The sequence below is a fragment of the Paraeggerthella sp. LCP19S3_G8 genome, assembly GCF_052119225.1.
Taxonomy (GTDB): Bacteria; Actinomycetota; Coriobacteriia; order Coriobacteriales; family Eggerthellaceae; genus Paraeggerthella; species Paraeggerthella hominis.
Genome location: NZ_JBQKFQ010000008.1, coordinates 72,369 through 99,054, shown reverse-complemented (window position 1 = coordinate 99,054; position 26,686 = coordinate 72,369). Strand labels below are relative to the sequence as shown.

Genomic DNA, 26,686 nt, shown 5'->3' with positions numbered 1-26,686 from the left:
AGGGTAGTATGATAGCGCAACGACGGGCGTTTGCCGGGCTTTCGCGTTGTCCGTGTTGTTGGTCGAACGGCATGAAACAATGCGAAACGACCGCCCGATGGGGCGGCCGTTTCTTGCGCAGGTGAAAAAGTTAGCTTAGAACGCCTTGAAGGAAGCCTTCGGGCAGAAGCAGATGGGGCACTTCTCAAAATCCTCGCCCTTGTGGATATAACCGCAGATGGGGCACAGATAGAAAGCGTCGTCGTCGGCAGCGTCGAGGTCGTTGTATGCGGCCAGGTAACGCTCGGCATGCACGGACTCAGCCAGCTTGGCGCGCGTGAACACCTGCACGGCCTTGGCGTTGCCCTCTTCCTGAGCCTTCTTGATGAATGCCGGATACATGTCGGAGGTCTCGAAGATCTCGCCCTGCGCGCCGGAGATCAGGTTCAGGTCGGTCTGAGCGCCGGAGCAATCAGGAGCTGCGGGCTTCTCGTAGCCGGGCTCCATGTCGGCGACCAGGGCGTACTCCAGGCCGATGTGGATTTGCTCGGCGGCTGCGGTTGCCTCGAACAGACGCGCGATCTGGTCGTACCCCTGTTCCTTGGCAGCCTTGGCGAAAGCGGTGTATTTCGCGGAAGCGCCGGTCTCGCCGCCGATGGCAGCCTTCAGGTTGTCGAGGGTGGAGCCAACTTCGCACGTGCCGAAGCCGTTCATGTTCGTGGAATTCTCAGCGGTGGGGATTTGCGCGCGCACTTTCATGGATGCATGCTCCTTCTCGTCTTAGTTCGTCTTCTCATCTTAATGAGAACAAATCTCATTAACTGAAATACTACCCTGAACGCCAGGTGCATGCAAGAGGGTAATCGAAACGGATGACAAGGCTTCGCACAAAGTTCATACGGCTCTAATATTGCGAACAGATGTACCCTTATGGTATACTATTGCCAAGAACCAAGCGCTTGGCAAGGAGAAGGATATGAACGTTGCGGTTTTGGAGAAGCCTCAAGCTATCAAAATATCGAGCAAGCGGCAGATCACCATCCCGGCGAAAATATACGAAAAGGCTGGCTTTGGGGATTACGCCTTGTGCACTTGGACCGACAAAGGGATGTTCCTTCAGCCGCTTGAGGTGGAAGACGAAGACGTGACGGTTGATATCCTGCGCCATTTGATCTCGGAAGGCTACGAGGGTGAGGAGCTGATCGAGCAATACTGCTCTTTGAAAAAGAAAGTGGTCTCGGTGAGGGAAAGGGTTGAGGAGGCTGAGCACGATATCGAGGAGGGGCGCTATATGACGTACGAAGATATGCGCGCTGGGATTCGGAATGAATACGGATTTTAGTATTTGCGTAGCAGATACATTCGATGATGATCTTCGAGATGTCCTGTCGTACCTGATGGTTGATTGCGGTTCGCCGAATGCTGCTGAACGTATGGTGCGTGCCGTGGATCGCGCAAAGGAGCTTTTAGCATGTAGTCCGTTTATAAACGCTGTTTCCAGCAGACCTCGTTGGCTCGGTCGTTCCTATAGGGAGCACTACGTTCTCAAGTACGTCATCGTGTATCGCATAGACGGCGAGGTGGTTTGGTTCTTGCAGCTCTTTCATCAGGCGCGACTGTACGAACGGTTCGTGACGGAATGGGGTGGTTCGGAGTAAGGGGGTGAGAAGCGGAGTGCCGGCGTGGTGCGAGGGACTGCGGCAGGGGGGCGAAAGGCCGTGGTGCATGCCCTTGTTCTGCCCCTTCGCCGCGCTGCGTTCCGCATAAAAAAGCGAGCGACCTGTTTGGGCCGCTCGCTCGAAAAGACGGTGCGAAGCGTTAGCGTTCGCGGGCGAGAGCTGTCGTGCTATTCGCTCCGCAGTGCTTCCACGGGGTCTTTGCGGCTTGCGGCGCTCGAGGGGATGAGGCCGGCCAGGAACGTGAGGAACACGCTGATGGCAACCAGGATAACGGCGGCTTGCCACGGCAGCGACGCTACGTCGGCTACGTTGAACAGGGAATACACAATCGCGTTGACGGGAATGCAGGCAAGCGCGGTGGTGCCGATGCCGATAAGCCCGGCCGTGAAGCCCACGATGATGGTCTCGGCGTTGAACACGCGGCTGATATCGCCCTTGCTCGCACCTATGGAGCGCAGGATGCCGATTTCCTTCTTGCGTTCGAGAACCGAAATGTAGGTGATGACACCGATCATGATGGATGACACCACAAGCGAGATGGCTACGAACGCTACCAGCACGTAGCTGATCATGTTCACGATGTCGGTAACGGAAGACATAAGCGTTCCTACGAAATCAGTGTACGTGATAACCTTGTCGTCTTGACCTTCGGCGGTCATGCGATCGTTGTAGGCGTCCAGGATCTCGATGGCCTTTTCTTTGCTTTCGAAGTCGACGGGATAGATGTCGATAGCGCCTGGTTTGTTGAGGTCGGCGTAGCCCAGTTTCTTGAGGTTGTTGTCATACGAGGCGTCTTCGCTGCTCATGAGCGACATCATAAGCTCGCCCAATTCCTCTTCGCTCATGTTCATCTGGAACGCGTCTTTGAACTTGTCGGGATCGATGGACATGGCGGAGGCCATGTTGGCGGCCATCTGGTTCATCGATTGCTGCAGCGCGGCGGTGACCTGCGTTTGCAGCTCGGTTGCCATGGCTCCCATGTACGTGGTCATAGTCGTTTGCATATAGCCTTGCAGGGCGGTGGCGATTTGGGCTTGCAGGTCGCTTTCCGTTGCAATGCCCGCTGCGGCTGCGACGATGATGGCTTGGGCTTCGGGCGTCGCCATGTAATCGGAGAAGCTCTTGTTGAACGCGTCGGGATCGCTAGGGTCGATCGGATGGGTGAGCAGGTACTTTTTGTATCCGGCCATGACGTTATCGACGATGTCGCGGGTTTGCTCGGGCGTGACCTCGAACTTGATCTTCCCGGCGGTCTCGTCCATGTTCGGCTCGGGGACCTGCGGCATGTTCTGAAGCCCGGACGACAGGTTGAGCGCATTGGACATGTCGACCGAGAGTTTGCTTTGGTCGATGGTGAATGCCGCTTGCAGGGCGTCGCCGTTAATGGTGAACAGCGAATCCATGGCGAAGCCGCCGTCGTTTTCATCCTCTTCGCCGAAGGGCTTTCCAGTGAACACGTTGGTGCCGGGGTTTGCCAACTGGTCTTTCACGATGGTGCTGTTGGCTGCCTGCTCGATCACGTGGTTGGTGAGGGACGCGGGGTAGTTGATGCCCGAACTGAGCATAGTGGCGGTTGCGTCTTCGCGCGGCTGGACAATGCCTACGATTTTGACGTCCTCGCCTTTCGACACCAGATCCAGCATGTAGTTGGTGTCATCGGTTTTATCCTTCCAGACGCCGAACTCGTTGTCGCGGACGTAATAATCGGTGGCGTTCACCAGCTTGAACGACACGTCGAGAATTTGATCGTAGGAGGGCTGTTCGATGTCGGTAGGAGCCGTTATCTCTTCTTCTGCGGCAAACTTCTTCACGATGTCGTCAAGTTCGGCCGAGTCGCGAAGGCCCATGGTGTACAGCATGAGGTCGCTGATGGCTCCGTTCCCCGTTAGCACGAGTACGACCTCGTTGTAGTTGCTGGGCCATCTGCCCGCTTTCACGTCGTATTGGCTTTCGTACAGGTCGGGATCGCTGGGCATTTCGTAGAACGTGTCGGTGCTCATGGACATGGACATGAGGCTGTTCGAGCTGGTGGTCGAGCCCAGCCCCAGCGCCGAGAACGATTTGTCCGGGTTCACCTGGCGGAGCTTTTCGGTGTTCGAGCTGTATATCTGCGGCGCGACGTTGTACGTGTACTCGATTGCGTTCGTGTACTGATCGATATCGCTTTCGCCGCTGTCGAAGTACGCCTTGAGCGACGCCAGGTCGTTCGATCCAATGCTTGAAACCATGTTGGTGATCATTTCAGCCACGCGGACAGTGCCTTCTCCGTCGCTTTCTGCGGCTCCCTGACCTGCTGAAACGTCGCTCTCAACGCCGGCGGCTCCCAGCATCATCGACGTCATGTCGAATCCGGTGCTTTGGATTTGCAGCGGGTATTCGGACAAGGTTTCTTCTTCGACGTTCTTAATGTAGTTGTTCACGCCGTTGGCAAGCGAAAGGATGGCCGCAATGCCGATGATGCCGATCGACCCCGCAAACGCCGTCATGAGCGTGCGACCCTTTTTCGTCATGAGGTTCTTGAACGACAGTGCAAGCGCGGTCAGAAACGACATGTTCGTTCGGCGTACGGGCTTGTCGCTGACGCGTAGATCCTCCGAACTGGGGTCGAAGGGATCGGTGTCCGCGCGGATAACGCCGTCGGCAAGGGTGACGATGCGGGTAGCGTACTCTTCGGCCAGCTCGGGGTTGTGCGTGACCATGACCACAAGGCGGTCGTTCGCGATTTCGGTCAGCAGGTCCATGATCTGCACCGACGTTTTCGAATCGAGCGCGCCGGTAGGCTCGTCGGCAAGAAGAATTTCGGGGTCGTTGATGAGTGCGCGCGCGATGGCGACGCGCTGCATCTGGCCGCCGGACAGTTGGCTGGGCTTTTTGTTGACGTGATCTCCCAGTCCTACTTTGCGCAGCGCTTCGACCGCCCGATCATGGCGTTCTGCGCGAGAAACGCCTGATAGCGTAAGCGCCAATTCCACGTTGGCGAGCACCGTTTGATGCGGGATCAGATTGTAGCTTTGGAACACGAAGCCGATGCGGTTGTTGCGATAGGCGTCCCAATCGCGGTCTTTGTACTGCTCGGTGGATATGCCGTCGATGATAAGGTTGCCGGAGTCGTAGTGATCCAGGCCGCCCACAATGTTCAGCAGGGTTGTTTTGCCCGAGCCGGAAGGACCAAGAATGGCGACGAACTCGTTATCGCGAAAGGACACCGATACGTTGTCGAGGGCAGTTTGGGTGAAATCGGCCGTAGTGTAGGACTTGCAGATGTTCAGAAGTTGCAGCATGGGGCGCCTTTCAATGCGCGACTCGTTGCCGGGTGCACGGCGCGCAATGTGCGTTTGCAATTAGTTTAGTTTCTATAGTAAATTTTCTCGCTTCGAATAAACCGCGAATTCCCAATCTCCACCGAGTTACCGAACGGTTACCTTGAACGTCCTACCTTGGTTTCTTCAAGAAATTCCTTGCGAGGCCCTTCATGCACGGCGTCAGCAGCGATAATGGCCCTGAACTAACGGACGTGCGAAAGGAAGCGTATGGAACACGAGACAGCCTGGAAAAAGTACGACGAAGCTGACCTGGAAGCTCTTGAGCATCTAGCTGCCGAGTACATCGATTTCATTTCCGAAAACAAAACCGAGCGTGCGTGCGCGGCAACTGCCGTGACCATGGCTGAGGCCGCTGGCTACCGGCCTTTGGCGGCTGCCGTGAGCGAAGGTCGGACGCTCAAGTCGGGCGACAAGGTATGGGCGCTCGCCCATGGCAAGGCGCTCATTTTAGTGCAGTTGGGTGCCGGTTCGCTGACGGCCGGTTTGAACATTCTGGGTGCGCACATTGATTCGCCGCGCCTTGACGTCAAGCAGAATCCGTTGTACGAGGCGAACGACTTCGCGCTTTTGGACACGCATTATTATGGAGGCATCAAGCACTACCAGTGGGTTACGCTGCCGCTTGCTTTGCATGGCGTGGTGGCGAAGACCGACGGCTCCGTGGTGGACGTGCAGGTGGGCGACGATCTGGGCGACCCGGTATTCTGCGTGACCGATTTGCTCATTCACCTGGCGAGCCAGCAGATGGGCAAGAAGGCGTCGGAAGTCGTTGAAGGGGAGGCTCTTGACCTGCTGGTGGGAAACCGTCCGCTTCTGATCGAGCGGGAAGGCAAAGGCGAAGCGACGTCTGAAGCGGCGGACGACAGGCCCGCTTTCGAAAAGCTGGCGGAAAAGGAGCCGGTGAAGGCGTTCGCGCTCAAGCTGCTGGCCGAGAAGTACGACATCGCCGAAGAGGACTTCCTTTCGGCTGAACTGGAAGTGGTGCCGGCCGGTCGTGCGCGCGACTTGGGCTTCGACCGCAGCATGGTCATCGGCTATGGGCAGGATGATCGCGTATGCGCGTTCACGTCCCTGGCCGCGCAGCTGGCCATGGCGGATCAGATGCTCGACAAGGCCGCGGTATGCGTGCTGGTGGACAAAGAGGAGATTGGCAGCGTGGGCGCTACCGGTATGGCCTCGCGATTCTTCGAGAACACGATAGCCGAGGTCATGGAGCTTGCTGGCGAGGGCGGTCCTTTGCCGTTGGCTCGCGCGCTGGCTTCGTCGAGCATGCTGTCCTCCGACGTGTCCGCAGGATTCGATCCTGCATACGCGAGTGTTTTCGAGGCTAAGAATTCCGCTTTCTTAGGTCGTGGCCTGGTGTTCAACAAGTACACCGGCGCGCGCGGCAAGAGCGGTTCGAACGACGCAAGCGCCGAATACATGGCGCGCATCCGCCGCATCATGGGCGATGCCGGCGTGTCGTTCCAGACGGCCGAGCTGGGCCGCGTGGATGCGGGCGGTGGCGGGACCATCGCCTACATTCCCGCCGAGCACGGCATGGACGTTATCGACTCGGGCGTGCCTGTGTTGTCGATGCACTCCCCGTGGGAGGTTACGAGCAAAGCCGACATCTACGAGGCGTTCAAGGGCTACGAAGCGTTTTTGAAGAACGCGTAGCGCGTCGATTCCAAAACTCGTGCGCACGTGGTCGATCGCGTGCGCACGAGTCGATTATATTGCTGGTGCTTCGGCCCCCTTTCCGCTACACTGCTCGCATTGTACGTGCGCGCCCGAGCCGCTGTCCGGTTCGGGCGCTTTCAGATAGCGAGGCGCTTATGGCTCGGGAGCAGTTTGGATCAAGGTTGGGGTTCATCCTCATCAGTGCGGGATGCGCTATTGGGTTGGGCAACGTTTGGCGTTTCCCCTACATTACCGGCGAGTACGGTGGCGCGGCATTCGTGCTGCTGTACCTTCTTTTCCTGGTTATTTTCGCGTTGCCCATTTTGGTCATGGAATTCGCCGTCGGCCGCGCGAGCCAAAAAGGCGTCGCGCGCAGTTTCGACGATCTGGAGCCGCAGGGGTCCAAATGGCACCGGTTCAAGTGGGCGGCTTTGGCGGGCAACTACCTGCTCATGATGTTCTACACCACCGTGGCCGGCTGGATGCTGGCGTTCATGCTGCTCACTGCAATGGGCACGTTCAACGGCATGGACGCTTCCGGCGTGGAAGGCGTGTTCAACGGGCTGTTGGCGAATCCCTTGGAGATGACGGCGTTCATGCTTGCGGTGGTCGTCATTGGCGTGCTGGTGACGCGCGCCGGATTGCGCAACGGCGTCGAGCGCGTTACGAAGCTCATGATGGTTGCCCTGTTCGCCGTGTTGGCCGTGCTGTGCGTCCGCGCGATCACGCTTCCGGGAGCCGAGGCTGGCCTCGAGTTCTATCTCATGCCCGATTTCGGAAAGCTGTTCGCAGGCGGGTGGGGAACGTTTGCCGATGCGGTGTTTGCCGCCATGGGTCAGGCGTTCTTCACGGTTTCGGTGGGCGTAGGGTCCATGTCCATCTTCGGCAGCTATATTGACAAGCGTCATCGGCTGGCGGGCGAAGCCGTGCGCATCGCGGGATTGGACACGCTGGTTGCGCTTATGGCGGGTCTGATTATCTTCCCGGCATGCTTCGCTTTCGGGGTCGAGCCCGGAAGCGGCCCGGGCCTCGTGTTCATCACGTTGCCCAGCGTGTTCGAGCAAATGCCGTTCGGTCAGCTGTGGGGCACCTTGTTCTTCCTGTTCATGAGTTTTGCCGCCCTGTCGACCGTGATCGCGGTGTTCGAGAACATTATGAGCTTCGGCATGGATCAATGGGGCTGGTCCCGTAAGAAGTCCTGCCTGGTGAACGGCATTGCGCTGGCGCTGCTTTCGCTGCCTTGCGTGCTGGGCTTCAACGTGTGGGCTGGCGTGGAGGTGCCGGGCATCGGTAATATCCAGGCCATCGAGGACTTCCTCATGTCGAACAACGTGCTGCCGCTGGGCGCGCTCGTGTTCCTTTTGTTCTGCACGAGCAAGCGCGGATGGGGTTGGAAGGCGTTCGTGGCCGAGGCCGACACCGGCAAGGGCCTTGGCTTTCCCCGGTGGGCTCGAGGATACATGCGGTTCGTGTTGCCCGTTCTTATCCTGGCCGTGTTCGTGATGGGCTACGTGCCTATCGTTCGCACGTGGATGGGGCTTGGATAGCGTCTTTCGCGAACTGCGACGCGAATATTTCTTCATATTCGGAGTTTTCCCGGGCGGAACCTCGCGTTTCCGGCTTTCCCGTGGCTATAATAGCGGATAACACTTGAGTAACGGTTGCTATGCGGGGCGTTCGCGCACGTCGTCCCCTTGCCGACCGTCGCCCGCGCCGGCCGCGCGAGCGAAGCGACATGCCGACAGCAGATGGAGGAGTTCATGGCCTATTATTTCGACGAGCCGTCCCGTACATTCAACGAGTACCTTTTGGTTCCCGGCTACTCGCCGTCTACGTGCGTTCCGGCTGCCGTCAGCCTGAAGACGCCGCTGGTCAGGTACCGCAAGGGCGAAGAAGAGTGCCCCATTTCGCTGAACATCCCCATGATTTCGGCTATCATGCAGGCCGTGTCCGACGACGGCATGGCCGTGGCGCTTGCCACCGAGGGCGGCATGTCGTTCGTGTACGGTTCTCAGTCCATTGAGAGCCAGGCCGCGATGGTGTCGCGCGTGAAGGACTACAAGGCTGGTTTTGTCACGAGCGACGCCAACCTGTCTCCCGACATGACGCTGGCCCAGGTTGTAGAGCTGAAGGAGAGGCTTGGCCACTCCACCATGCCCGTGACCGAGGACGGCACCGCTACCGGCAAGCTGCTCGGCGTGGTAACCGAGCGCGACTACCGCTTGTCCCGCATGTCCTTGGACGAGAAGGTCGCCGATTTCATGACTCCGCGCGAGAAGCTGATCGTGGCCCCGGTCAGCACGTCCCTGAAAGTGGCGAACGACATTATCTGGGATCACAAGCTGAATTCGCTGCCTATCGTTGACGAGGACGATCACCTGGTCAGCCTGGTGTTCCGCAAGGACTACGATTCCCATAAGTCCAACCCGAACGAAATGCTGGACGACCACAAGCGCTACATGGTGGGCGCCGGCATCAATACGCGCGACTACGCCGAGCGCATTCCCGCGTTGGTGGAAGCCGGCGTCGACGTGCTGTGCATCGACAGCTCCGAGGGCTACTCCGACTGGCAGAAGTTCACCATCGAATGGGTGCGCGAGCACTACGGCAACACCGTGAAGATCGGCGCGGGCAACGTGGTTGACGCCGAGGGCTTCCGTTTCTTGGCCGATGCGGGTGCCGACTTCATCAAAGTTGGCATCGGCGGCGGTTCCATCTGCATCACGCGCGAGACGAAGGGCATCGGCCGCGGCCAGGCCACGGCTACCATCGAGGTTGCCGCTGCGCGCGACGCGTACTTCAAGGAGACGGGCGTGTACGTGCCCATCTGCTCCGACGGCGGCATCGTGTACGACCATCATATCTCGCTGGCGCTGGCCATGGGCTCCGACTTCGTCATGCTGGGTCGCTACTTCGCGCGCTTCGACGAGAGCCCGTCGAACAAGGTGATGGTGAACGGCTCGTACATGAAGGAGTACTGGGGCGAAGGCTCGGCGCGCGCTCGCAACTGGCAGCGCTATGACCTGGGCGGCGACAAGAAGGGCATGACGTTCGAAGAGGGCGTCGACTCCTACGTGCCGTATGCCGGCGCTTTGAAGGACGGCGTGGCGCTTACGCTTTCCAAGGTGCGCTCCACCATGTGCAATTGCGGCGCGCTTACCATTGACGAGCTGCAGGACAAGGCGAAGCTGACCATCGTGTCCAGCACGTCCATTGTGGAAGGCGGCGCGCACGACGTTCTGCTGAAGGACAAGACCCCCTACGTGAGCAACACGAGCCACTAGGGCGCGGTCGGAAAAACGGATTCGCGAGCGGGGCGGCCTTCGGGTCGTCCCGCTTTTTTGACGCGCCGAGCACGGTGCAAAGGGAGTGCTCGGCGCGTCGGGCAGGGCGGGCGTTTCGGAGCCGGGCGCGAATCGCTCGATCAGTCTTCCCGGGCTTCCACGCTGGGATTCGCGTGAATGATGGCATGGAGTTCTTCGATGTAGCGCAGCAGCAGCGGGCTGGGGCGTCGCTCGTTGTGCATGATGTAGCCGACTTGCATGCGCTCGCCTTCGTCGGTATCCAAGGGGATGCTGGCTATGCCGGATTGCATTTCGGCCGAAAGCACGCCGGTGGACAGTGTGTAGCCATTATGGCTGGTCAGCAGGTTAGTGAGCGTGCCTCGGTCCGAAATGCGGATATTGCGCGCGTGCGGAAGGTAGCTCAGGGGCTCCTCGGAGTAGTAAAACGAGTTGGTGGTTCCCTGCTCGAACGAGTAACGCGGGAAGGGTGCCAGGTCGTCGGGCGCGATGCGGTCGCGCTTCGCAAGCGGATGGTGCTCGCCGACGAACACGTGGACGTCGGCGTCGAAAAGGGGCGCGTACGCCACATCGGCGTCGTCGAAGGCTTTTTGCAGGACGCGTCGGTTGAAGCTGTCGGTGTAGAGGATGCCTACTTCGCTGCGAAACGCCCGCACGTCGTCGATGATCTCCGCCGTGGTGCTTTCTCGTAGGATGAATTCGTAGTCGCAGGCATCGCATGCTTCCACTACGTTCACGAACGCCTGCACGCTGAACGCGTAATGCTGCGTGGACACGGCAAGACGCAGGTGCGCGGCTCCCTTGTTCTGGTAGCGCGCCTCCAGCATGTCGGCCTGTTCGACCACTTGGCGGGCGTACCCCAAAAGCTCCGTGCCGTCATTGGTGAGGGTGACGCCGCGGTTGCTGCGCGTGAACACGGTGATGCCCAGTTCGCTTTCCAGTTCTTTTATGGCGGTGGACAGGTTCGACTGCGAGGCGTACAGGTTTTGCGCGGCGGCGTTGATGGATCCGTATTCTGCGATGGCTATTAAGTAGCGGAGCTGTTGAAGCGTCATAAGGACCCCTTTCTTCGTTCTGGTCGCTATTCTACCGGGTTATCGTCAATATCGATAGCAAAGCATCAAAACATTGAATGACTTATATGGTTGTATTGAGCGGCTGTTCGTGGTTTCATGCAATACGCTGCTTCGCGCGCAAAACGATTCGGCGCATGCGGGCGTTTCTTTCTTCAGGGAAGCGCGCGCCGCGCAACTCGGCGAATCGTTTGAGCGATTTCGGTCGACGGTGCGCGGCGGCAGCGCGAAAGACGAAACGAACAAGGAGCATCTCATGGCGAAGGACATCCCCTACGATCAGAAGTACTACGATCCGGAGATCGAGTGCATGCCGCGGCCCCAGCTGGAGGAGCTGCAGCTGCAGCGATTGCAGGATATGGTGGCCTACGCGTACGAGAATACCGTGTACTACAAGCGCGCGTTCGACGAGGCCGGCGTGAAGCCTTCCGACATCGAAACGCTTGAGGACATTGCGAAGTTCCCGTTCATCGACAAGAAGACCGAGCGCGAAACGCAGCACGTGGGAAGCTTCTTCGGCGAGATGTGCTCGGTGCCCGAGGAAGAGGTCATCTTCATGGCCACGTCTTCGGGTTCTACGGGCGTGCCCACGGTGAGCCCGTTCACGCAGGAGGACTTCGACCTGTGGCAAGATACCGAGGCTCGTCTGTTCTGGCAGGCTGGCATGCGCCCGAACGATCGCTACGTGCACGCGCTCAACTTCGCGCTGTACGTGGGCGGCCCCGACGTCATCGGCGCGCAGCGGCTGGGCGCGCTGGCCATCTGGGTGGGCGCGGTGCCGTCCGACCGTCTGCTGTTCGTGCTGAAGCAGTACCAGCCGACGGTTATCTGGACATCGCCTTCGTATGCATGGCATTTGGGCGAGGTGGCGAAGGAGAAGGGATACGACCCGCGCACCGACTTCAACATCCACACCATCATCGTTGCTGGCGAGGCGGGCGGTTCCATCAAATCCACGCGCGAAAGCATCGAGGACTTGTGGGGCGCGAAGGTTGTTGACTTCTACGGCCTGTCCGACATTTACGGCGCATGCGCTGCGGCGTGCGAGGCCCACGACGGCCTGCACATCGTGGAGGACCAGATTCTGGTCGAGACGGTGAACCCGAACACGGGCGAGGTGCTGGCTCCAGGCGAGACGGGCGAGCTGGTGTACACCACTTTGAGCAAGAAGGCGCGCCCGATGATTCGCTTCCGTACGGGCGATATCGGCTACGTGAGCACCGATACGTGCGAGTGTGGCCGCACGCTTGCACGCATTCACATTACGGGCCGTAAGGACGAGATGTTCATCGTGAGCGCCGTCAACGTGTTCCCGAGCGATATCGAGTTCGTGGTGCGCGGCCTGGAAGGGCTGACGGGCGAGTATTCCATTCGCGTGTACGAGCAGGACTTCACGTGCAAGTACGAAGTGTCCGTGGAGCGTGCGCTGGGTAGCGACGAGCCTTACGACGAGGTGGCGAAGCGCACGATGGCGGCCATCAAGGCGCATGTGGGCGTGCGTCCGCAGAAGGTCATCGTGTATGATGCGGGTAAGCTGGGAACGTCGTCGGAGCACAAGGCGTCGCGCTTCGTTGACGAGCGCAGCTGCCAGACTCGATAGGGAAGGATTCTACCCATGGCTAACACCTTTGCAGTTTCCGGTCAGCACTATCTGTTCAACGTGCAGACGTTCGCCCATGTGGTTCTGGCTTTGGGCGGCGATGCGTACGCGTATGCGCTGCGCGATCGCAGCACGCAGGGCGTCATCGATGATGTTGCGTCGGGGAAAAGCCAGCTGGGCGTGCTGTTTCAGACGTCGGCTTCCGCTGAAACGCTGAACGCTGCGCTTGACGAAGCGGGTCTTGAATTCGTGGAGCTTATCGAGTCGGCCCCGCGCGTTGCGCTGCCGGCCAGCCACCCCATGGTGAACGCCGCCAGTCTTACTCTGGAGGATATGGAGGACTATCCCTACTTGTATTTCGAGCAGGACGAGGATTCTCCGGTTGCCTTCGCCGAAGAGGCGCTTGCGGGCGTGCCGCGTGCCAAGAGCATTGCCTGCACCGACCGCGCGTCGCTTTCGGAGCTGATCGTGGCACTGAACGGCTATACGGTGACGAGCGGCATTTTGGTGGGTATTTCCGACGGCGCCGGGCTGAACACCGTGCCGCTTGATACCGATGTGTCGCTGCACTTGGGCTACGTGGTGCGCAAGGGCGAGCAGCTGGATGAGAATGCCCAGCGTTTCGTGGACACGTTGAAGAAGAACCTGGTCAAGTACGCTCGATTCTAAGTAGGTTGCCGTCGCGTGTAGGCGAAACGGCAGCTCTTGAAACGAGGGGGACGGGGGCGGCGATGCCGCGCTCGTCCCCCTCGTTGTTTACTCGTTGTCGTTCGGATGGCGCCTGCCGGCCAGGTCGCGAGCCTCTTCGCTCACGACGGGTCCCGCGTGCGCGCCGCGTTTTTCCAGCACGCGTTCGCGCCGCGCTCGTTCGGCGCGTGCTTCGCTGGGGCGCGGACGGTCGGCTTGCTGCGGGGCGGTTTCGCGCGGGGCTTCGGCTTTGGAGAAGCCCATGCGGATGCCGATGTATTCGCTGACCAGCAACACGAACAGGATGCACATCACAATGAGGTAGCCGATCACCGCGCCGGGCAATCCCGTGAAGTTCACCAGCAGGATGGGAACGAACAGCGAGAATCCGAACGTGATCAGGTACAGGCGCGTGACGGCCTTCTGGCGGCGCAGCACGGTGATCACCTGGTACAGGAAATCGATAGCTGCCGTTACCCCGCCTGCGGCCAGCATGATGAAGCACAGGCCGCGGAATTGCTCGAAGTCAAGGCCGTACATGAAGCTCATCAGGGGAATGCCGATGGTCGCCATAACGCCTGCCACCACCAACGTGATGGCAACGATGACGGCCAGCACGGCCGCGATGGTCAGATCGAACCGCTTCCGCTTGCCGGGGTCGGCCCATGCTTCGGCCATGCGGACGAGCATCGGCTTGTAGATGAGGCCGATGGTCAGCAGGATGGCCTGGGCGGGGAAGTACAGCGCGTTGAAGTACAGCTGGTTGTCGTAGCTGAGTACGCCTTCCATCACGAATTTCGGCATGTTGTCGATGAGCGCGTACATGAACAGCGCTGCGAACAGAGGGAAGCACTGCTTGAACAGCGCGCCCACGTTGCCCATGCTCACACGGCGCGATTTCGGCGTTTCGAACAGGGCCAGCGGAAACGTGAGGAACAGGAACGTGGCGGCGGCAACCACGGCCATGGCGATGCAGGCAACGCCGAGGTTGCGGGTGATCAGCAGCACCAACGAGAACACGATGAACACGGCGACCGAGCGAAACGCTTGGGAGATTCCGGCAAGGTAGAGCTTGTCCACTTGCTGCAGGCGCCCCTCGTACACGTCGGCCAGGCCGTCGATCATCTTGTAGAGGTACACGCCCAAGCTGATGGTCAGCATGTGATCGGTGTATCCGCGAATCGAGCAGTACGCCACGCCGACAACCACCATGAGCGCGCACGTGATCCAGCGGTTTACCTGGTAGTCCGCGAACGAATGCTCTTCGGCCAGGTCGGACACTTGAAAGGTTCGCACGCCGTAGTTGGCAAGGATCATGAGCAGCGTGCCGGTGACGAACGCCAGCGAGAACATGCCGGCTTGCTCGACGCCCACCAGTTGCGTGACCACGATGGTGAGGAAGGGAAACACCATGCCCCACGTAGCGATGCCCAGCGTGTTGCACACGTAGTCGCGCGTGGTGCGTCCGGCGGCGTATTCTTCTTGCTGCGCCGAAAGGGAGCGCTCGGATACGGCCCCCAGAAGCCGGTTGCACCAGTGGTTGACGGCGCGCGTGATGAAGCTGGGCTTGCGAGGCTTTTTCGCCGCGCGACGTGCGCGGTTCCCGCGCTGATCGGAGGCGCTGTCGGGCTGTGTTTGCGGGTTCGGATCTTGGGCGCTGCGCCTGGTTGCGTGCAGCGGCGCGTGCTCGGTCGCCTCGTGCTCGGGCGCGGTGCGTTGATGGAGCGCCCGGGTGGGCTGGCTGCGCTGTTCTTGTTCGGAGTTGTTCCGCGGCATGCGGTCCATAAGCTGCGTCGAGCTCCTTCGCTGCGTGTGTCGTTGTCTCTCCTTGAGCATTATAGGGGTCGTGCGCAGTTGGTCCCCTAAGATTCATAGCAGCAGCAAACGAGGGCGTGCGCGTCCTTGCGCGCTTGCGTCTGGCCGTGCTGGGCTCGGTTGGAGGCTCCGCGCCTGTTGCGACACGGGCCGGGGCGGCTCCGTTCGAGACTGTCCCCCTGTCCCCCTGTCCCCCTGCTCCCCAATCGGGGGAGTTTGACGGCTGGTCGTCTGCGCGCGCCTGCGAACGCGCGAGGGCAACGCTATACTGGCATGATCAAGACGTGACACGAATGGGAGAGTTCCATGATCGAGGTACTGTGGCATGGGCGCGGCGGTCAAGGCGCGTTCACTGCGGCGCGGCTGCTGGGCGCGGCCGCATCGCTTTCCGAGGGCCGCTACGCGTTGGCGTTTCCGTCGTTCGGACCCGAGCGACGCGGCGCGCCGATGCGCGCGTTCACGAAGATGGACGATGCGCCTATCGGCGATCGGAGCGCGGTGGCGCGCGCCGATTACGTGGTGTATCTGGACGAGATGCTGCTGGGGCCTGGCTGGGAGCATGAGCTGAAACCCGGAGGACGCGTGCTGGTGAACAGCGCTGCAACCTTCGATGACGAGCGTATCGTGGCCATCGATGCCGACGGAATCTCCGCTTCTTTTTTGGGGCGCCCCATTCCCAACACGGTGTTTCTTGGGGCGATCGCGGGCCTGTGCGATCGGGTGTCGCTCGAGGATCTGGACGAGGCGATTCGCCAGTACATGCCGGAAAAACTGCACGGTAAGAACCTGGCAATTGTGGAGGAAGCGCTCCGGCGGATGGCCGATGCTTCCGATGCCGAAGCAATCGATCGGCCGCCTGTTGCGGGGATTGCGGTTGAATCCGGCGAAAGCGATCTGCGCGCGGAAAACTTCGAGGCGGCCGAAGGCTTGGAGGGCTCGCCCTCGGAATCGCCCGCTCGTCCGCCCGCGCGCATCTGCACCTTGCGCAGCGGGGACGCCTTGGACCCCGCCGTGTTCGCGCGCACCACGTGCTTCGAGGCGGGCTATCTGACCGCGAAGAACGCTGGCTGGCGCAACGTGCGCCCCGTGATCGACGCTTCTGCGTGCACGGGATGCCTCCAATGCTATTGGCTGTGCCCGGACGGTACGGTGTTCAAGGTTGACCAGGCTGCGTCCGTCGGCGCTCCTGTTGCCATCGATCTGGACTTCTGCAAAGGCTGCGGCGTGTGCGCGAAGGCTTGCAAGTTCAATGCGATTGCCATGATTCCCGAAAGCGAGGCGGATGCTCGATGAAGAGGTTCCTTTCCGGCGACGAAGCGCTGGCGGAGGGCGTGCGCCTGGCGCGTCCGCAGGTCATCAGCGCGTATCCCATTACGCCGCAAACGGTGGTGGTCGAGCGTTTGAGCGAGATGGTGGAAGAAGGCACGCTTGCCGCCGAGTACGTGCACGTGGAGTCCGAACATTCGGCGCTGTCGTGCGCCATCGGCGCGTCGGCTACGGGCGCTCGCACGTTCACGGCTACGTCGAGCCAGGGCTTGCTGTACATGGCAGAATGCCTGACCTATGCATCGGGCGGGCGGTTTCCCATTGTCATGATGAACGCGAACCGTGCAACCGCGCTGCCGTGGAACATCTACGGCGACCAGCGAGATTCGCTCGCCTTGCTGGATCACGGTTGGATCCAGGTGTATGCGCAGGACAACCAAGAGGCGCTCGATCTTGCGCTTATGGCGTATGCGTTGGCGGAGGACCCGGCGGTTATGACGCCGGTGATGGTGAACCTGGACGGTTTCGCGCTCACGCATACGTACGAGACCGTGGACGTGCCTTCGGCGGAGCAAGCGGACGCGTTTCTGCCGCCCTACGAGCCTGCTGGGAATCACTTCGATTTCGAGCATCCCGTGAACATCGGGTTTTCGGCAGGCCCTGAGTACAACCGCTATTTCAAGTACTGGGAGCATCGCGACATGCTGAACGCTCCCGACGCGGTGGAGCGGATCGAGCGGCGCTTCGCCGAGGTGTTCGGGCGCCAATACACCGGCATGATCGAAACGCTGAACTGCGACGATGCCGACGTTGTCCTGGTCACGCTGGGGTCGGCTGCAGGCCTTGCGCGCTCCGTGGTGGAGCAACTGCGCGCCGAGGGCGTTCGCGCGGGCATGCTGCGCATTCGCTACCTGCGCCCCATGCCCTCGGAGCTGATTGCCGAGGCGCTGCGAGGCGCGAAGGCGGTGGGCGTTCTGGAGAAGGATATCTCGTTCGGTTCGGAGGGAACCGTGTTCACGAACGTCAATTCGGCGCTGCAGCAGGCGGGCGTGTGCGTTCCCACGTACAACTTTGTAGGAGGTTTGGGCGGCGACGACATTTCCGAAGCGCAGACGATCGGCATGTTTCGCGCTCTCCAGCAGGTGGCCGACGGCGCGGGGTCCGGTAGCTTGCCGCGCGTGTCGTTTTTGGGTGTTGATGACGTTCCGCCTGCCTGCCAGCCGACGGAAGCAGCCGACGCTGCGGCTTCCGTCGCTGATTCATGCGAACCTGCGAGCTGCGACGAAAGGGGGCGATAGGAATGGCTCTCAATGCGAAGACCATAGCCAACGACGAGTTTTTCTTCGGTCACAAGGCATGCGCGGGGTGCGGCGGTTCCCTTGCCCTGCGCGCTGCGCTTAAGGTGCTGGGCCCGAACGCTGTGGCCGCGCTGCCGGCGGGCTGCATGAGCGCCGTCGGCTTCAATTTTCCGCAGCTTTCCTTTGCCAACAACGCAATGATCACGCCTTTTGCGGCTACGGCAAGCGTGCTGACCGGTATTGAGGCCGGGCTGCGCGCGCAGGGAAAGAAGCCCGACGATTGCACCGTGGTGGGCTTTGCGGGCGATGGCGGCACGGCTGACATCGGCATCCAGGCGCTGTCCGGGGCGATCGACCGCAACGACGACGTGTTGTACATTTGCTACGACAACGAGGCGTACATGAACACGGGCATCCAGAAAAGCTCGCTGACGCCTTTTGGCGCCAAGACCACCACGACGCCTGCCGGCCGCAACGTGCACGGCTGTCTGACGCAGAAGAAGAACATGTTCGAAATCGTGGCGGCGCACGGCATTCCGTATGCGGCCACGGCAAGCGTTGGCTACCTGAACGACTTCGTCCGCAAGGTGGAGCGCGCCCGGGACATCAAGGGCACGCGCTATATTCACGTGATGGCTCCGTGCCCGACAGGGTGGGGCTGCGGCGTGGACGAGATGGTGGACATCGCGAAGGATATCGTGGATACGGGCTTGTGGTACCTGGCCGAGTACGAAGGCGAAGCGGTGTGCGGCCAGTACGGAGGCCGCTTCAAGCTGAACAGGAACCCGAAGGAGTTCGCCAGCGTTGAGGCGTACCTGCGCAGGCAGGGCCGCTTCAAGGCGCTTTCCGATGACGAGATCGCTAGCGTTGAGGCCGGTCGTGACGCTGCTTGGGAGGCCATGCGCCGAGATTGGGCGTGAGTGGGGCTTTAAGGATGCGAAAAGGCGCCGCTTGAACAGCGGCGTCTTTTTTACGAGGCGGAGGGATGGGCTATTGGCTCTGTCCCTCCGTCTCGTTTTTTGCCTTGCCCCCTATGCAATAAAACAATCACATGATATAGTGTGATCTATCAAAAGATAGTAAAAAGGAGATAATCATGTCACATGATCTGACTTCGCAGGATATTAAGAGGATTCGAGAAAAGTACGGGCTGACGCAGCAAGGGTTTGCGCGCTTGTTGGGACTTGGCGAGGCTAGCGTGGTTCGGTACGAAAACGGACAAACTCCCAGCAAGGCGAATGCGAACCTCATTCGTGCTGCGGATGATCCGAGGTTTCTTGCGGATTGCCTTGAACGCGACGGGGCTTTGCTTGCGGACAGCCAGCGTGAGAAAACCGAGAAGATCGTGTATGCGCTGGTTTCTTTCGACGAGGATGGAGACGTCATGGACATCAACGAACTGTACGAAATCACGCTTCAACAGGAGGTTCTTAACGAGCAGGCTGCGCAGCTGATGGGGGAGATCTCGCGACTGCTTATCGCTGCTCGCAATGGAGGGGATGTCGCTTCCGCGGCGGTCTATGAAGACGTGTATATGCAGCTTGCCATGGTCAAGCCTCGCATTATCAGTGAAGGTCATTTGGACAAAGTGAAGCTTTTGGAATTGAAGGCGCAGATCGAATGCTTGGGGCGCGTGGCGGAAAGTCGCAAAGTGAAAGCTGCGTAACATGGCAGGTATTGAAGAGTACTCGAATGAGGAATTTCAGAACGGGTTTCAAGGGATCGTCGGCGCCCTCGTGGCAGATGGGAACCTGGCGCCCCTCAGCAGCCCGCGGGCTGTTTTGCTTGGCGGGCAGAGCGGTGCGGGAAAAACAACGCTGCACAACATCTTTCTTATCGCCCAGAAGGGCAATGCGATCATCATAAATGGTGACGAGTACCGGTCTCATCATCCGCGATTCAGGGAAATCAGTGCGCGGTATGGAATTGATGCTCCGTCGTATACGGCAGCATGGGCTGGAAGCATGGTGGAGGCGCTGGTTGACGCCCTTTCAACTGCAGGGTACAACCTGATCATCGAAGGAACGCTGCGGACATCCGAGGTCCCACTCAAGACGGCAAGGCTCTTGCGCGATCGGGGATACGACGTTTCGCTGGCACTGATGGCGGTGAAGCCGGAACTATCGCTGGTAAGTTGCCAGCTGCGATACGAGCAGATGCGTATTGCGGGTACAGAGCCTCGGGCGGTCGACCCGAACCATCATCTTTTGATCGTTGAAAGCATCGTCAGCAACTTGAAAGTGCTTGAGGAATCCGGGTTGTTCGATGCCGTAAGCCTGTACGATCGCGCTGAGCGTCGATTGTTCTTCAGCGAAGATGACGGCGGGTATGCGTGCGATGCGCTCGAGCGAATCTTGTTTGGTGAGTGGAGCGACGAAGAGCGCTTGCACTTGGCGTATCTGGAACGAAAGCTGGCTGAGCTGAAAACTCTTGGCTGATCGCCTTGCTTTCGGCGTTTGTGCTGGCGGGATCCATCCTGGTCAAACCCGTGCGGGCTGGAATATGGTACCCTGCTGAACACAGGGAACGGCGAAAGGGATCCATATGGGGACGGCCAGCACGACTGAGCGCATCCGCGAAATCGGGGCGGATATCGAATCCGAGGTCATCGCACTCAGGCGCGAGTTGCACAAGCATCCCGAGTTGAGCGGCAAGGAAACGCGGACGCAAGAAGCTCTTTGCATCGAGCTGGGCAAGCTGGGCGTGGAGTATCGCCGTGCAGCTGGGACGGGCGTAATCGCCACTATTCGCGGTGAAGCGAAGGGCGCGTACGATGCCGACGGCAATCCTGCCAAGCGCGTGGCGTTGCGTGCCGACATCGACGCTCTTCCCGTGACCGAGCAGACGGGCGCGCCTTACGCTTCGCAAAGCGAAGGGATCATGCACGCATGCGGTCATGATTGTCATATGGCTATGATGCTGGGCGCCGTTTGCATTCTGAACGGCTTGCGCGATCGGCTTTGCGGCGAGGTTCGCGTGCTATTCCAGCCTGCGGAGGAGATATCTATCGGCGCGCTCAAAATGATCGAAGACGGTGCGCTCGACGGGGTCGATGCGATCTACGGGGCTCATATTTGGAGCGAAGTGGATGCCGGGAAGATTTCGTGCGAGCCCGGACAGCGTATGGCTCATACCGATTGGTTCCGCATCGATATCGAAGGCGTTAGCGCACATGGATCCATGCCGCACAAGGGTGTGGACGCCGTGGTGGTGGGTGCTGAAATGGTGACGGCTTTGCAGATTCTGGTCAGCCGAGACGTTTCGCCGTTTGAACCCGTGGTGGTTACGGTGGGGGAGTTTCATGGCGGCGAAGCGCGCAACATCATGGCGGGGACGGCTTACCTGACCGGCACGGTGCGTACCTGGAGCGATAAGCTGCGCGCCGAAGTGCCTGACCGTTTGGAGCGCATTGTGGGGAAGATCGCTCGTGCGTTCAACGCTGAAGCTCGGTTCACGTTCGAGCCGGGCAATGCGGGCTTGGCGAATGACGTTCAGTGCGCGGAAGCGGCGCGGCGCGCTGTTGTCGAGGTGCTGGGGGAAGAAGCCGTCGGCAGTTACGAGGGTACGCTTTCCGGCGAAGACTTCAGCGAGTACCTGCGTCTGGTTCCCGGGGTCATGGCGTTCGTGGGTACGCGCAATCCTGCTGTGGGCGCCGAGCATCCCCAGCACAGTTGCTACTATGAAGTGGACGAAAGCGTGCTGGTCAAGGGATCCATGGTGGCTGCTCAGTGGGCGGTCGACATGTTGGGAGAAGGGTAGGAGTCGTGCGCTTCATTATCTCGCCCGCCAAGAAGATGAACGTAGCGGACGATATGTTCGCATGGCGCGAGCTGCCGGCGTTCGTTGACCGTGCCGAGCAGCTGGTCGAAGCTGTGCGGGCTCTGACGTATGAAGAAGCGAAGGTGCTGTGGCAGTGCAGCGATGCGCTGGCCGAGCTCAATTTCGATCGCTTCCGCACGATGGACGTGTCCGGTGGCGCGGGCTCGCTTGTTCCAGCGGTGCTTGCGTACGAAGGCATCCAGTACCAGCATCTTGCTCCGCGCGTTATGACCGCCGCGCAGCTGGAATACGTGCAGGAGCATGTGCGCATCCTGTCGGGCCTTTACGGCGTGCTGCGCCCGTTCGACGGCGTGGCGCCGTATCGTCTTGAGATGCAAGCCAAGTTGGCGGTGGGCCCGGCGCGCACCTTATACGAGTTTTGGGGCGATTCGCTGGCGCGCGCATTGGCTTCGGAGGCTGACGTTGTGGTGAATTTGGCTTCGGTCGAATATGCGAAAGCGGTGCTTCCGCATGCGAAGTGTCTTGGCTTGCAAACCGTCACGTGTTTGTTCGGTACGATCGATGCGCGCGGCCGCTTGGTGCAGCGTTCGACGGCTGCCAAGGCGGCTCGCGGTTCCATGGTGCGATGGTGCGCCGAATGCGCCGTCGAGTCCGTCGCTGATCTGCGCGCGTTCGACGTAGCTGGCTATGTGTTCGACAAGGCGCGCTCTACTGACGACTGCCTGGTGTTTGTGCAGTAGGAGGCAGAAAGCGTTCGCGGCGATCCTCGCTTTGAGAGCCGGCGTCGGGCCGGCAGGCGAGCGTCTGACGTCCTTGACGGCTCGCGGATTTGGGCGCCCTCTTTCGGCTCGGCTAGCTCCTTTTGCGGTTTGGCGTACGGCTAACGGATCCCGGCCGCGTTCGCCACGCCGAGCGTCTCTTCACCTTGGCTGCTCAGTTTGAACTTGAGCGGTCGGCGGCTTGTCGTTTCAACAAGATCGGTCCGTTCTAGCTCGGATGCGTATTTGCGAGCGCTTTGGGCTGTGACTTCAAGGTGCGTCGCGGCGTCCTGCAGCGTCACGTCCGCGTTCGCGCCGAAAAGCGACACCTGCACCACTTGGTACAGCAAATTACATGCCCGCTCCGACAAGTCAAACTCAGCGCGCACGCTGCCGAGTTTTTCTTCGGCTTTCATCAGCGCTTCCCGCTTTGCCTGCAGCTCGGCTACCAGTTCGTCTTGAGCCGTCCTGATCAAATTCATCATTTGCAGCACGAAGAACGTGCCCTCGGCATGGTTAAGGGGGTGCTCAGTTACCGAAAACGCCTGGTAGTACACTCCTTTATGCTCGGCGATAACGCGCGAAAGCGATAGCGTGGTGGGTAGGGACAGCGGACTGCTCAAGTGCAGCGCCAGCAAGAATCGGCCCGTTCTCCCGTTTCCGTCATAAAAGGGGTGGATGTACTCGAACAGGTAATGCGAAAGCAACGCACTGTACAGTTCCGGCACTTCCTCGGAATTGACCAGCCTGATCATAGCGTTGAGATGCGAGATTATGGCGGATTCGGGTTGCACGCCACGATGGACGATCCGTTGCGAGGACGCCTTGACGTCCACGCCATCGGCGCGGAACAGCTGGCCGTCAAGCGCGTCGCCCGAGTCGAGCGTACCCGCCACGACGGCGTCGTACAGCGCACGGATGTCCTCAGGAGTCTTGGGCGGCACGACGTCGCCGCTCGTCAGGCCAAGGTACAGGCGAGCGAATTCCATGAACTGCTTTGTCCGCCGATTCTCCCCGACAGGCTGCTCGATGCTGTCGATAGCCTCCCTGATCTGCTTGCGCGTGCTGCGAACGCCTTCCATTTCGTTCGTGCATACCACTTCGTCGACGATGAGGTTGCGTACGTAAGCGCCCTGCGCAATGCCGGGTAAGGCACTCCATGATCTTGACACCTTGCGCTCGGCGCGAAGAACCTGCTCCGTGACAAGAGACAGCTCGCGCGGCACGGCAAGAAAAAGCTCGCCTGTCTCTACGTTGATCCCGGTCCTGAATGACGAAGCGGCCGTGAGGCGCTTGCGGGCTTCACACTCGTTTTCGCCCTTGCGATCGCTCGAAGCGTCTTCGTAAAAGAGCCTGTCCATTCTTTTGTATGCCATACCGTAAGACCTTCTTTCGAATGCTTTTCACGATTTTAACGCATGTTAATACTATCTAATAGTGAAAAATCTCAATATTTCACTATTAGATAGTATTGCAGAATACTTTATGATGAATGAGCCTGTCCGGTAGCGGTTGGCTAACAACTTAAAACACAGGCCAACGCGAAGGAGGCTCTCGACAACGTCGAGGAAGCTTGCGAAGGGAGCGCGGCTTCGATCTGCTGACGCAGGAGAGGCATTGTTCGTCCGCTTGCGATTAAAACGATCGAGGTCTGCACGCAAGGGTTTGATTGCCCCTGCGAAGTCGTGAAGTCGATCGATAACGCTTCGCTTTCGCGCCGCAATCACTATAATGGGAACATTCGCGAATAAACGACCCTCTGCGCGGACGCGCGCGGGCGGTGCCGACCTGACGAGGAAAGCAACATGACCATGAAACCTTACAATCCGCACGAGATCGAACCCCGTTGGCAGCAGGTATGGGCCGACACCGACCTCAACAAGGTGACCGAGGATGCCTCGAAGCCTAAGAAGTACGTGCTCGAGATGTTCCCCTATCCTTCGGGCGACATTCACATGGGCCACGTGCGCAACTACACCATCGGCGACGTGATCGCCCGCTACTCCAAGATGCGCGGCTTCGACGTGTTGCATCCCATGGGCTGGGACGCGTTCGGCCTCCCGGCGGAAAACGCGGCTATCAAGCACAACAGCCACCCGGCTACGTGGACGTACGCCAACATCGAAACTCAGAAGGCCAGCTTCAAGCGCATGGGCTTTTCGTACGACTGGGACCGCACCGTGGTGGCGTGCGATCCTGAGTACTATCGCTGGGGCCAGTGGATTTTCCTCCAAATGTGGAAGAAGGGCCTGGTCGAGCGCCGCAACAGCCCGGTGAACTGGTGCCCGAACTGCGAAACCGTGCTGGCGAACGAGCAGGTGACCGAGGGCGAGTGCTGGCGCTGCCACGGCGCGGTGGAGAAGCGCGACCTGACGCAGTGGTACTTCAAGATTACCGACTACGCGCAGGAGCTCCTCGACGACTTGGATCAGCTGAACGGTTGGCCCGATCGCGTCAAGCAGATGCAGGCGAACTGGATCGGTCGCTCCGAGGGCGCGGAAGTCACGTTCACGCTGTGCGGCGCCGACGGCGAGGCTCCGGCCAGCCCGACCGATGACGATCTGATCACCGTCTTCACCACGCGTCCCGATACGTTGTTCGGCTGCTCGTTCTTCCTGCTGGCCCCTGAGTACAAGGGCCTGATGAGCTTGGTTGAGGGCACGGAATACGAGTCTGCCGTCCGCGAGGTGGTCGAGCAGGCGTCCAAGGTGAGCGCTGTCGAGCGCGCGCAGGGCGATCGCGAGAAGCACGGCGCGTTCACCGGCCGTTACATGGTGAACCCCATCAATGGCGAAAAGGTGCCGGTGTGGGTTGCCGACTACATCGTGAGCGATTACGGCACCGGCGCGGTCATGGCTGTTCCGTGCGGCGATCAGCGCGACTTCGAGTTCGCGCGCAAATACGATCTGCCCATCATTCCCATCATCCTGGGCGAGGACGACCCGCTGTTCGATCAGTTGAACGGGGTACAGGATCGTCGCGTCACCTCGGTCGACTGGGATCATGCCTACGATGCCGAAGGCGTGCTGGTGCAATCCGGCAAGTACACGGGCATGGTGGGCGGCAAGCACAGCCCGGCGGTTGACGCGATCATCGCCGACCTCGAAGCGGCCGGAAAGGGCCGCACGAAGGTCGAGTTCCGCCTGCGCGATTGGCTTATCAGCCGTCAGCGCTATTGGGGCAATCCCATTCCTGCCGTTCACTGCCCGACCTGCGGTTTGGTGCCCGTGCCCGAAGAGGATCTTCCGGTGCGCCTGCCCGAGGACATCGATCTGGCTGCTGGCGAGACGCTGGCTACCCACGAGGGCTTCGTGAACACGACGTGCCCCGTGTGCGGCGGCCCGGCTAAGCGCGAAACCGACACCATGGACACGTTCACGTGCTCGAGCTGGTACTATTTGCGCTACACCGACCCTCATAATGACGAGCTGCCGTTCGATCCTGCGAAGGCGAACCGTTGGATGCAGGTTGATCAGTACATCGGCGGCATCGAGCATGCTATTCTGCACCTCCTGTACAGCCGCTTCTTCACGAAGGTGCTGCGCGATCTGGGGCTGCTGAACGTGGACGAGCCGTTCGCGAACCTGCTGTGCCAGGGCATGGTAAAGGACGAGCACGGTGAGACCATGTCGAAGTCGAAGGGCAACGTGATTGCGCCTGAGGATATGATCGCCGAATACGGAACCGATGCCGTGCGCGCATACATCCTGTTCATGGCTCCGCCTGACAAGGATCTGCTGTGGGACGAAGGCGGCTTGGCTGGCATCTACAAGTTCATGAACCGCGCGTGGCGCATCGTGTGCGACCTGATGGGCACCGCCGATGAAGAAACGCTGTTCCAAGCGGGATCTTCGGAGGACGAGGGCAAGAAGGCTCTTGAGAAGCTGGTACGCGAGCGCCATCGCGTGGTGGGCAAGGTGGCCGATGACTTCGATCGCAACAACTTCAACACGGCGCTTGCCGCCATCATGGAGCTGACGAATGCGGCGAGCGATTACCTGCGCAAGTGCTCCGCGGACGAGCGCGCCGCAAGCGCGTTCTCACAGACGTTCGATCGCGAGGTTGCCGAGGTTATCGTCAAGCTTATGGCTCCGTTTGCCCCGCATTGGGCCGAAGAGCTGTGGCATGACGCACTGGGCAACGAAGGCTCGGTGCACGTGCAGCTGTGGCCTGAGTTTGATCCCGAGCAGGCGAAGGCTGACGAAGTGGAGCTTGCAGTTCAGGTGAACGGCAAGGTGAAGGCGAAGATCACGGTTGCTGCCGATGCCGCCGAAGACGATATCAAGGCCGATGGTTTGGCTGCCGTCGAGGCTGCTTTGGCAGGCAAGGACGTCAAAAAGGTTGTTGTGGTTCCCGGTCGCTTGGTCAACATCGTAGCGAAGTAGGGCGGCAGGCAAGATGGATAATGCGAAAGCGGCTCGGGTATCCGAGCCGCTTTCGTTGAGGGGGGGGGTCGATGAGGCG

General features: G+C 60.1%; 20 protein-coding genes. 15 read left to right on the top strand and 5 right to left on the bottom strand.

The genetic code is table 11. The annotated features are described in order from the left end of the window. Window positions 1-135: 135 nt before the first annotated feature. Window positions 136-738, bottom strand: a complete 603-nt coding sequence (gene ngr, locus ACTQZK_RS09935) for a nigerythrin (RefSeq protein ID WP_114566164.1) — start codon at window positions 736-738, stop codon at window positions 136-138. Between the two features lie 217 nt (window positions 739-955). Between ngr and ACTQZK_RS09930 the strand changes: the two genes are divergently transcribed. Continuing rightward, window positions 956-1,321, top strand: coding sequence for a delta-aminolevulinic acid dehydratase (locus ACTQZK_RS09930; RefSeq protein WP_441899558.1), 366 nt, complete (start codon window positions 956-958; stop codon window positions 1,319-1,321). After that, window positions 1,305-1,637 (top strand): type II toxin-antitoxin system RelE/ParE family toxin, encoded by a 333-nt coding sequence (locus ACTQZK_RS09925; protein WP_114566166.1) that lies wholly within the window; start codon window positions 1,305-1,307, stop codon window positions 1,635-1,637. The genes ACTQZK_RS09930 and ACTQZK_RS09925 overlap by 17 nt, the downstream gene beginning before the upstream one ends. Before the next feature lie 188 nt (window positions 1,638-1,825). On the opposite strand, the gene ACTQZK_RS09920 is transcribed toward ACTQZK_RS09925, so the two are convergent. Further along, window positions 1,826-4,939: an ABC transporter ATP-binding protein/permease gene (locus ACTQZK_RS09920; RefSeq protein WP_418830479.1), complete on the bottom strand. Its 3,114-nt coding sequence runs from the start codon at window positions 4,937-4,939 to the stop codon at window positions 1,826-1,828. A 249-nt stretch (window positions 4,940-5,188) separates the two neighbouring features. Between ACTQZK_RS09920 and ACTQZK_RS09915 the strand changes: the two genes are divergently transcribed. The 3 genes from ACTQZK_RS09915 to ACTQZK_RS09905 all read left to right on the top strand — a co-directional run bounded on the left by ACTQZK_RS09915 (window position 5,189) and on the right by ACTQZK_RS09905 (window position 9,927). Further along, window positions 5,189-6,640 (top strand): aminopeptidase, encoded by a 1,452-nt coding sequence (locus ACTQZK_RS09915; protein WP_441899555.1) that lies wholly within the window; start codon window positions 5,189-5,191, stop codon window positions 6,638-6,640. A 158-nt stretch (window positions 6,641-6,798) separates the two neighbouring features. After that, window positions 6,799-8,190, top strand: coding sequence for a sodium-dependent transporter (locus tag ACTQZK_RS09910; RefSeq protein ID WP_114566169.1), 1,392 nt, complete (start codon window positions 6,799-6,801; stop codon window positions 8,188-8,190). Window positions 8,191-8,403: 213 nt separating this feature from the next. Then, entirely contained in the window at window positions 8,404-9,927 is a 1,524-nt protein-coding gene (locus ACTQZK_RS09905; protein WP_225749821.1) for an IMP dehydrogenase, read from the top strand. Between the two features lie 140 nt (window positions 9,928-10,067). Here ACTQZK_RS09905 and ACTQZK_RS09900 read toward each other — a convergent pair whose 3' ends face one another. Beyond that, entirely contained in the window at window positions 10,068-11,000 is a 933-nt protein-coding gene (locus ACTQZK_RS09900; protein ID WP_114566171.1) for a LysR family transcriptional regulator, read from the bottom strand. A 274-nt stretch (window positions 11,001-11,274) separates the two neighbouring features. Between ACTQZK_RS09900 and ACTQZK_RS09895 the strand changes: the two genes are divergently transcribed. Then, window positions 11,275-12,618 carry a phenylacetate--CoA ligase family protein gene (locus ACTQZK_RS09895; protein WP_114566289.1) on the top strand — a complete coding sequence of 448 codons (1,344 nt, stop codon included), beginning with the start codon at window positions 11,275-11,277 and terminating at the stop codon, window positions 12,616-12,618. Between the two features lie 15 nt (window positions 12,619-12,633). Continuing rightward, window positions 12,634-13,287, top strand: a complete 654-nt coding sequence (locus ACTQZK_RS09890) for a LysR family transcriptional regulator substrate-binding protein (RefSeq protein WP_225749822.1) — start codon at window positions 12,634-12,636, stop codon at window positions 13,285-13,287. A gap of 87 nt (window positions 13,288-13,374) precedes the next feature. On the opposite strand, the gene ACTQZK_RS09885 is transcribed toward ACTQZK_RS09890, so the two are convergent. Continuing rightward, the gene (locus ACTQZK_RS09885; RefSeq protein WP_418830469.1) at window positions 13,375-15,090 is read right to left on the bottom strand and encodes a lipopolysaccharide biosynthesis protein; all 1,716 of its coding nucleotides are present in this window, start codon (window positions 15,088-15,090) and stop codon (window positions 13,375-13,377) included. 336 nt (window positions 15,091-15,426) lie between these two features. On the opposite strand from ACTQZK_RS09885, the gene ACTQZK_RS09880 reads away from it, so the two are divergent. The 7 genes from ACTQZK_RS09880 to yaaA all read left to right on the top strand — a co-directional run bounded on the left by ACTQZK_RS09880 (window position 15,427) and on the right by yaaA (window position 22,204). Continuing rightward, window positions 15,427-16,413 carry a 2-oxoacid:acceptor oxidoreductase family protein gene (locus ACTQZK_RS09880; protein WP_418830467.1) on the top strand — a complete coding sequence of 329 codons (987 nt, stop codon included), beginning with the start codon at window positions 15,427-15,429 and terminating at the stop codon, window positions 16,411-16,413. Beyond that, window positions 16,410-17,684 (top strand): transketolase C-terminal domain-containing protein, encoded by a 1,275-nt coding sequence (locus tag ACTQZK_RS09875; RefSeq protein WP_418830464.1) that lies wholly within the window; start codon window positions 16,410-16,412, stop codon window positions 17,682-17,684. The genes ACTQZK_RS09880 and ACTQZK_RS09875 overlap by 4 nt, the downstream gene beginning before the upstream one ends. 2 nt (window positions 17,685-17,686) lie before the next feature. Further along, window positions 17,687-18,604, top strand: a complete 918-nt coding sequence (locus tag ACTQZK_RS09870; protein ID WP_418830461.1) for a thiamine pyrophosphate-dependent enzyme — start codon at window positions 17,687-17,689, stop codon at window positions 18,602-18,604. Between the two features lie 176 nt (window positions 18,605-18,780). Next, entirely contained in the window at window positions 18,781-19,350 is a 570-nt protein-coding gene (locus ACTQZK_RS09865) for a helix-turn-helix domain-containing protein (protein ID WP_114566176.1), read from the top strand. A 1-nt stretch (window position 19,351) separates the two neighbouring features. Beyond that, the gene (locus ACTQZK_RS09860; RefSeq protein WP_441899550.1) at window positions 19,352-20,122 is read left to right on the top strand and encodes a zeta toxin family protein; all 771 of its coding nucleotides are present in this window, start codon (window positions 19,352-19,354) and stop codon (window positions 20,120-20,122) included. Between the two features lie 106 nt (window positions 20,123-20,228). After that, window positions 20,229-21,443 carry an amidohydrolase gene (locus ACTQZK_RS09855; RefSeq protein ID WP_418830455.1) on the top strand — a complete coding sequence of 405 codons (1,215 nt, stop codon included), beginning with the start codon at window positions 20,229-20,231 and terminating at the stop codon, window positions 21,441-21,443. A 5-nt stretch (window positions 21,444-21,448) separates the two neighbouring features. Beyond that, window positions 21,449-22,204: a peroxide stress protein YaaA gene (gene yaaA / locus ACTQZK_RS09850; protein WP_441899549.1), complete on the top strand. Its 756-nt coding sequence runs from the start codon at window positions 21,449-21,451 to the stop codon at window positions 22,202-22,204. A gap of 140 nt (window positions 22,205-22,344) precedes the next feature. Here the strand turns inward: yaaA and ACTQZK_RS09845 are convergent, their stop codons facing one another. Further along, window positions 22,345-23,598 carry a Fic family protein gene (locus tag ACTQZK_RS09845; RefSeq protein ID WP_441899547.1) on the bottom strand — a complete coding sequence of 418 codons (1,254 nt, stop codon included), beginning with the start codon at window positions 23,596-23,598 and terminating at the stop codon, window positions 22,345-22,347. Between the two features lie 435 nt (window positions 23,599-24,033). Here ACTQZK_RS09845 and leuS point away from each other — a divergent pair, with 435 nt between their 5' ends. After that, window positions 24,034-26,607: a leucine--tRNA ligase gene (gene leuS, locus ACTQZK_RS09840; RefSeq protein ID WP_441899584.1), complete on the top strand. Its 2,574-nt coding sequence runs from the start codon at window positions 24,034-24,036 to the stop codon at window positions 26,605-26,607. The last annotated feature ends 79 nt before the right edge of the window (window positions 26,608-26,686 follow it).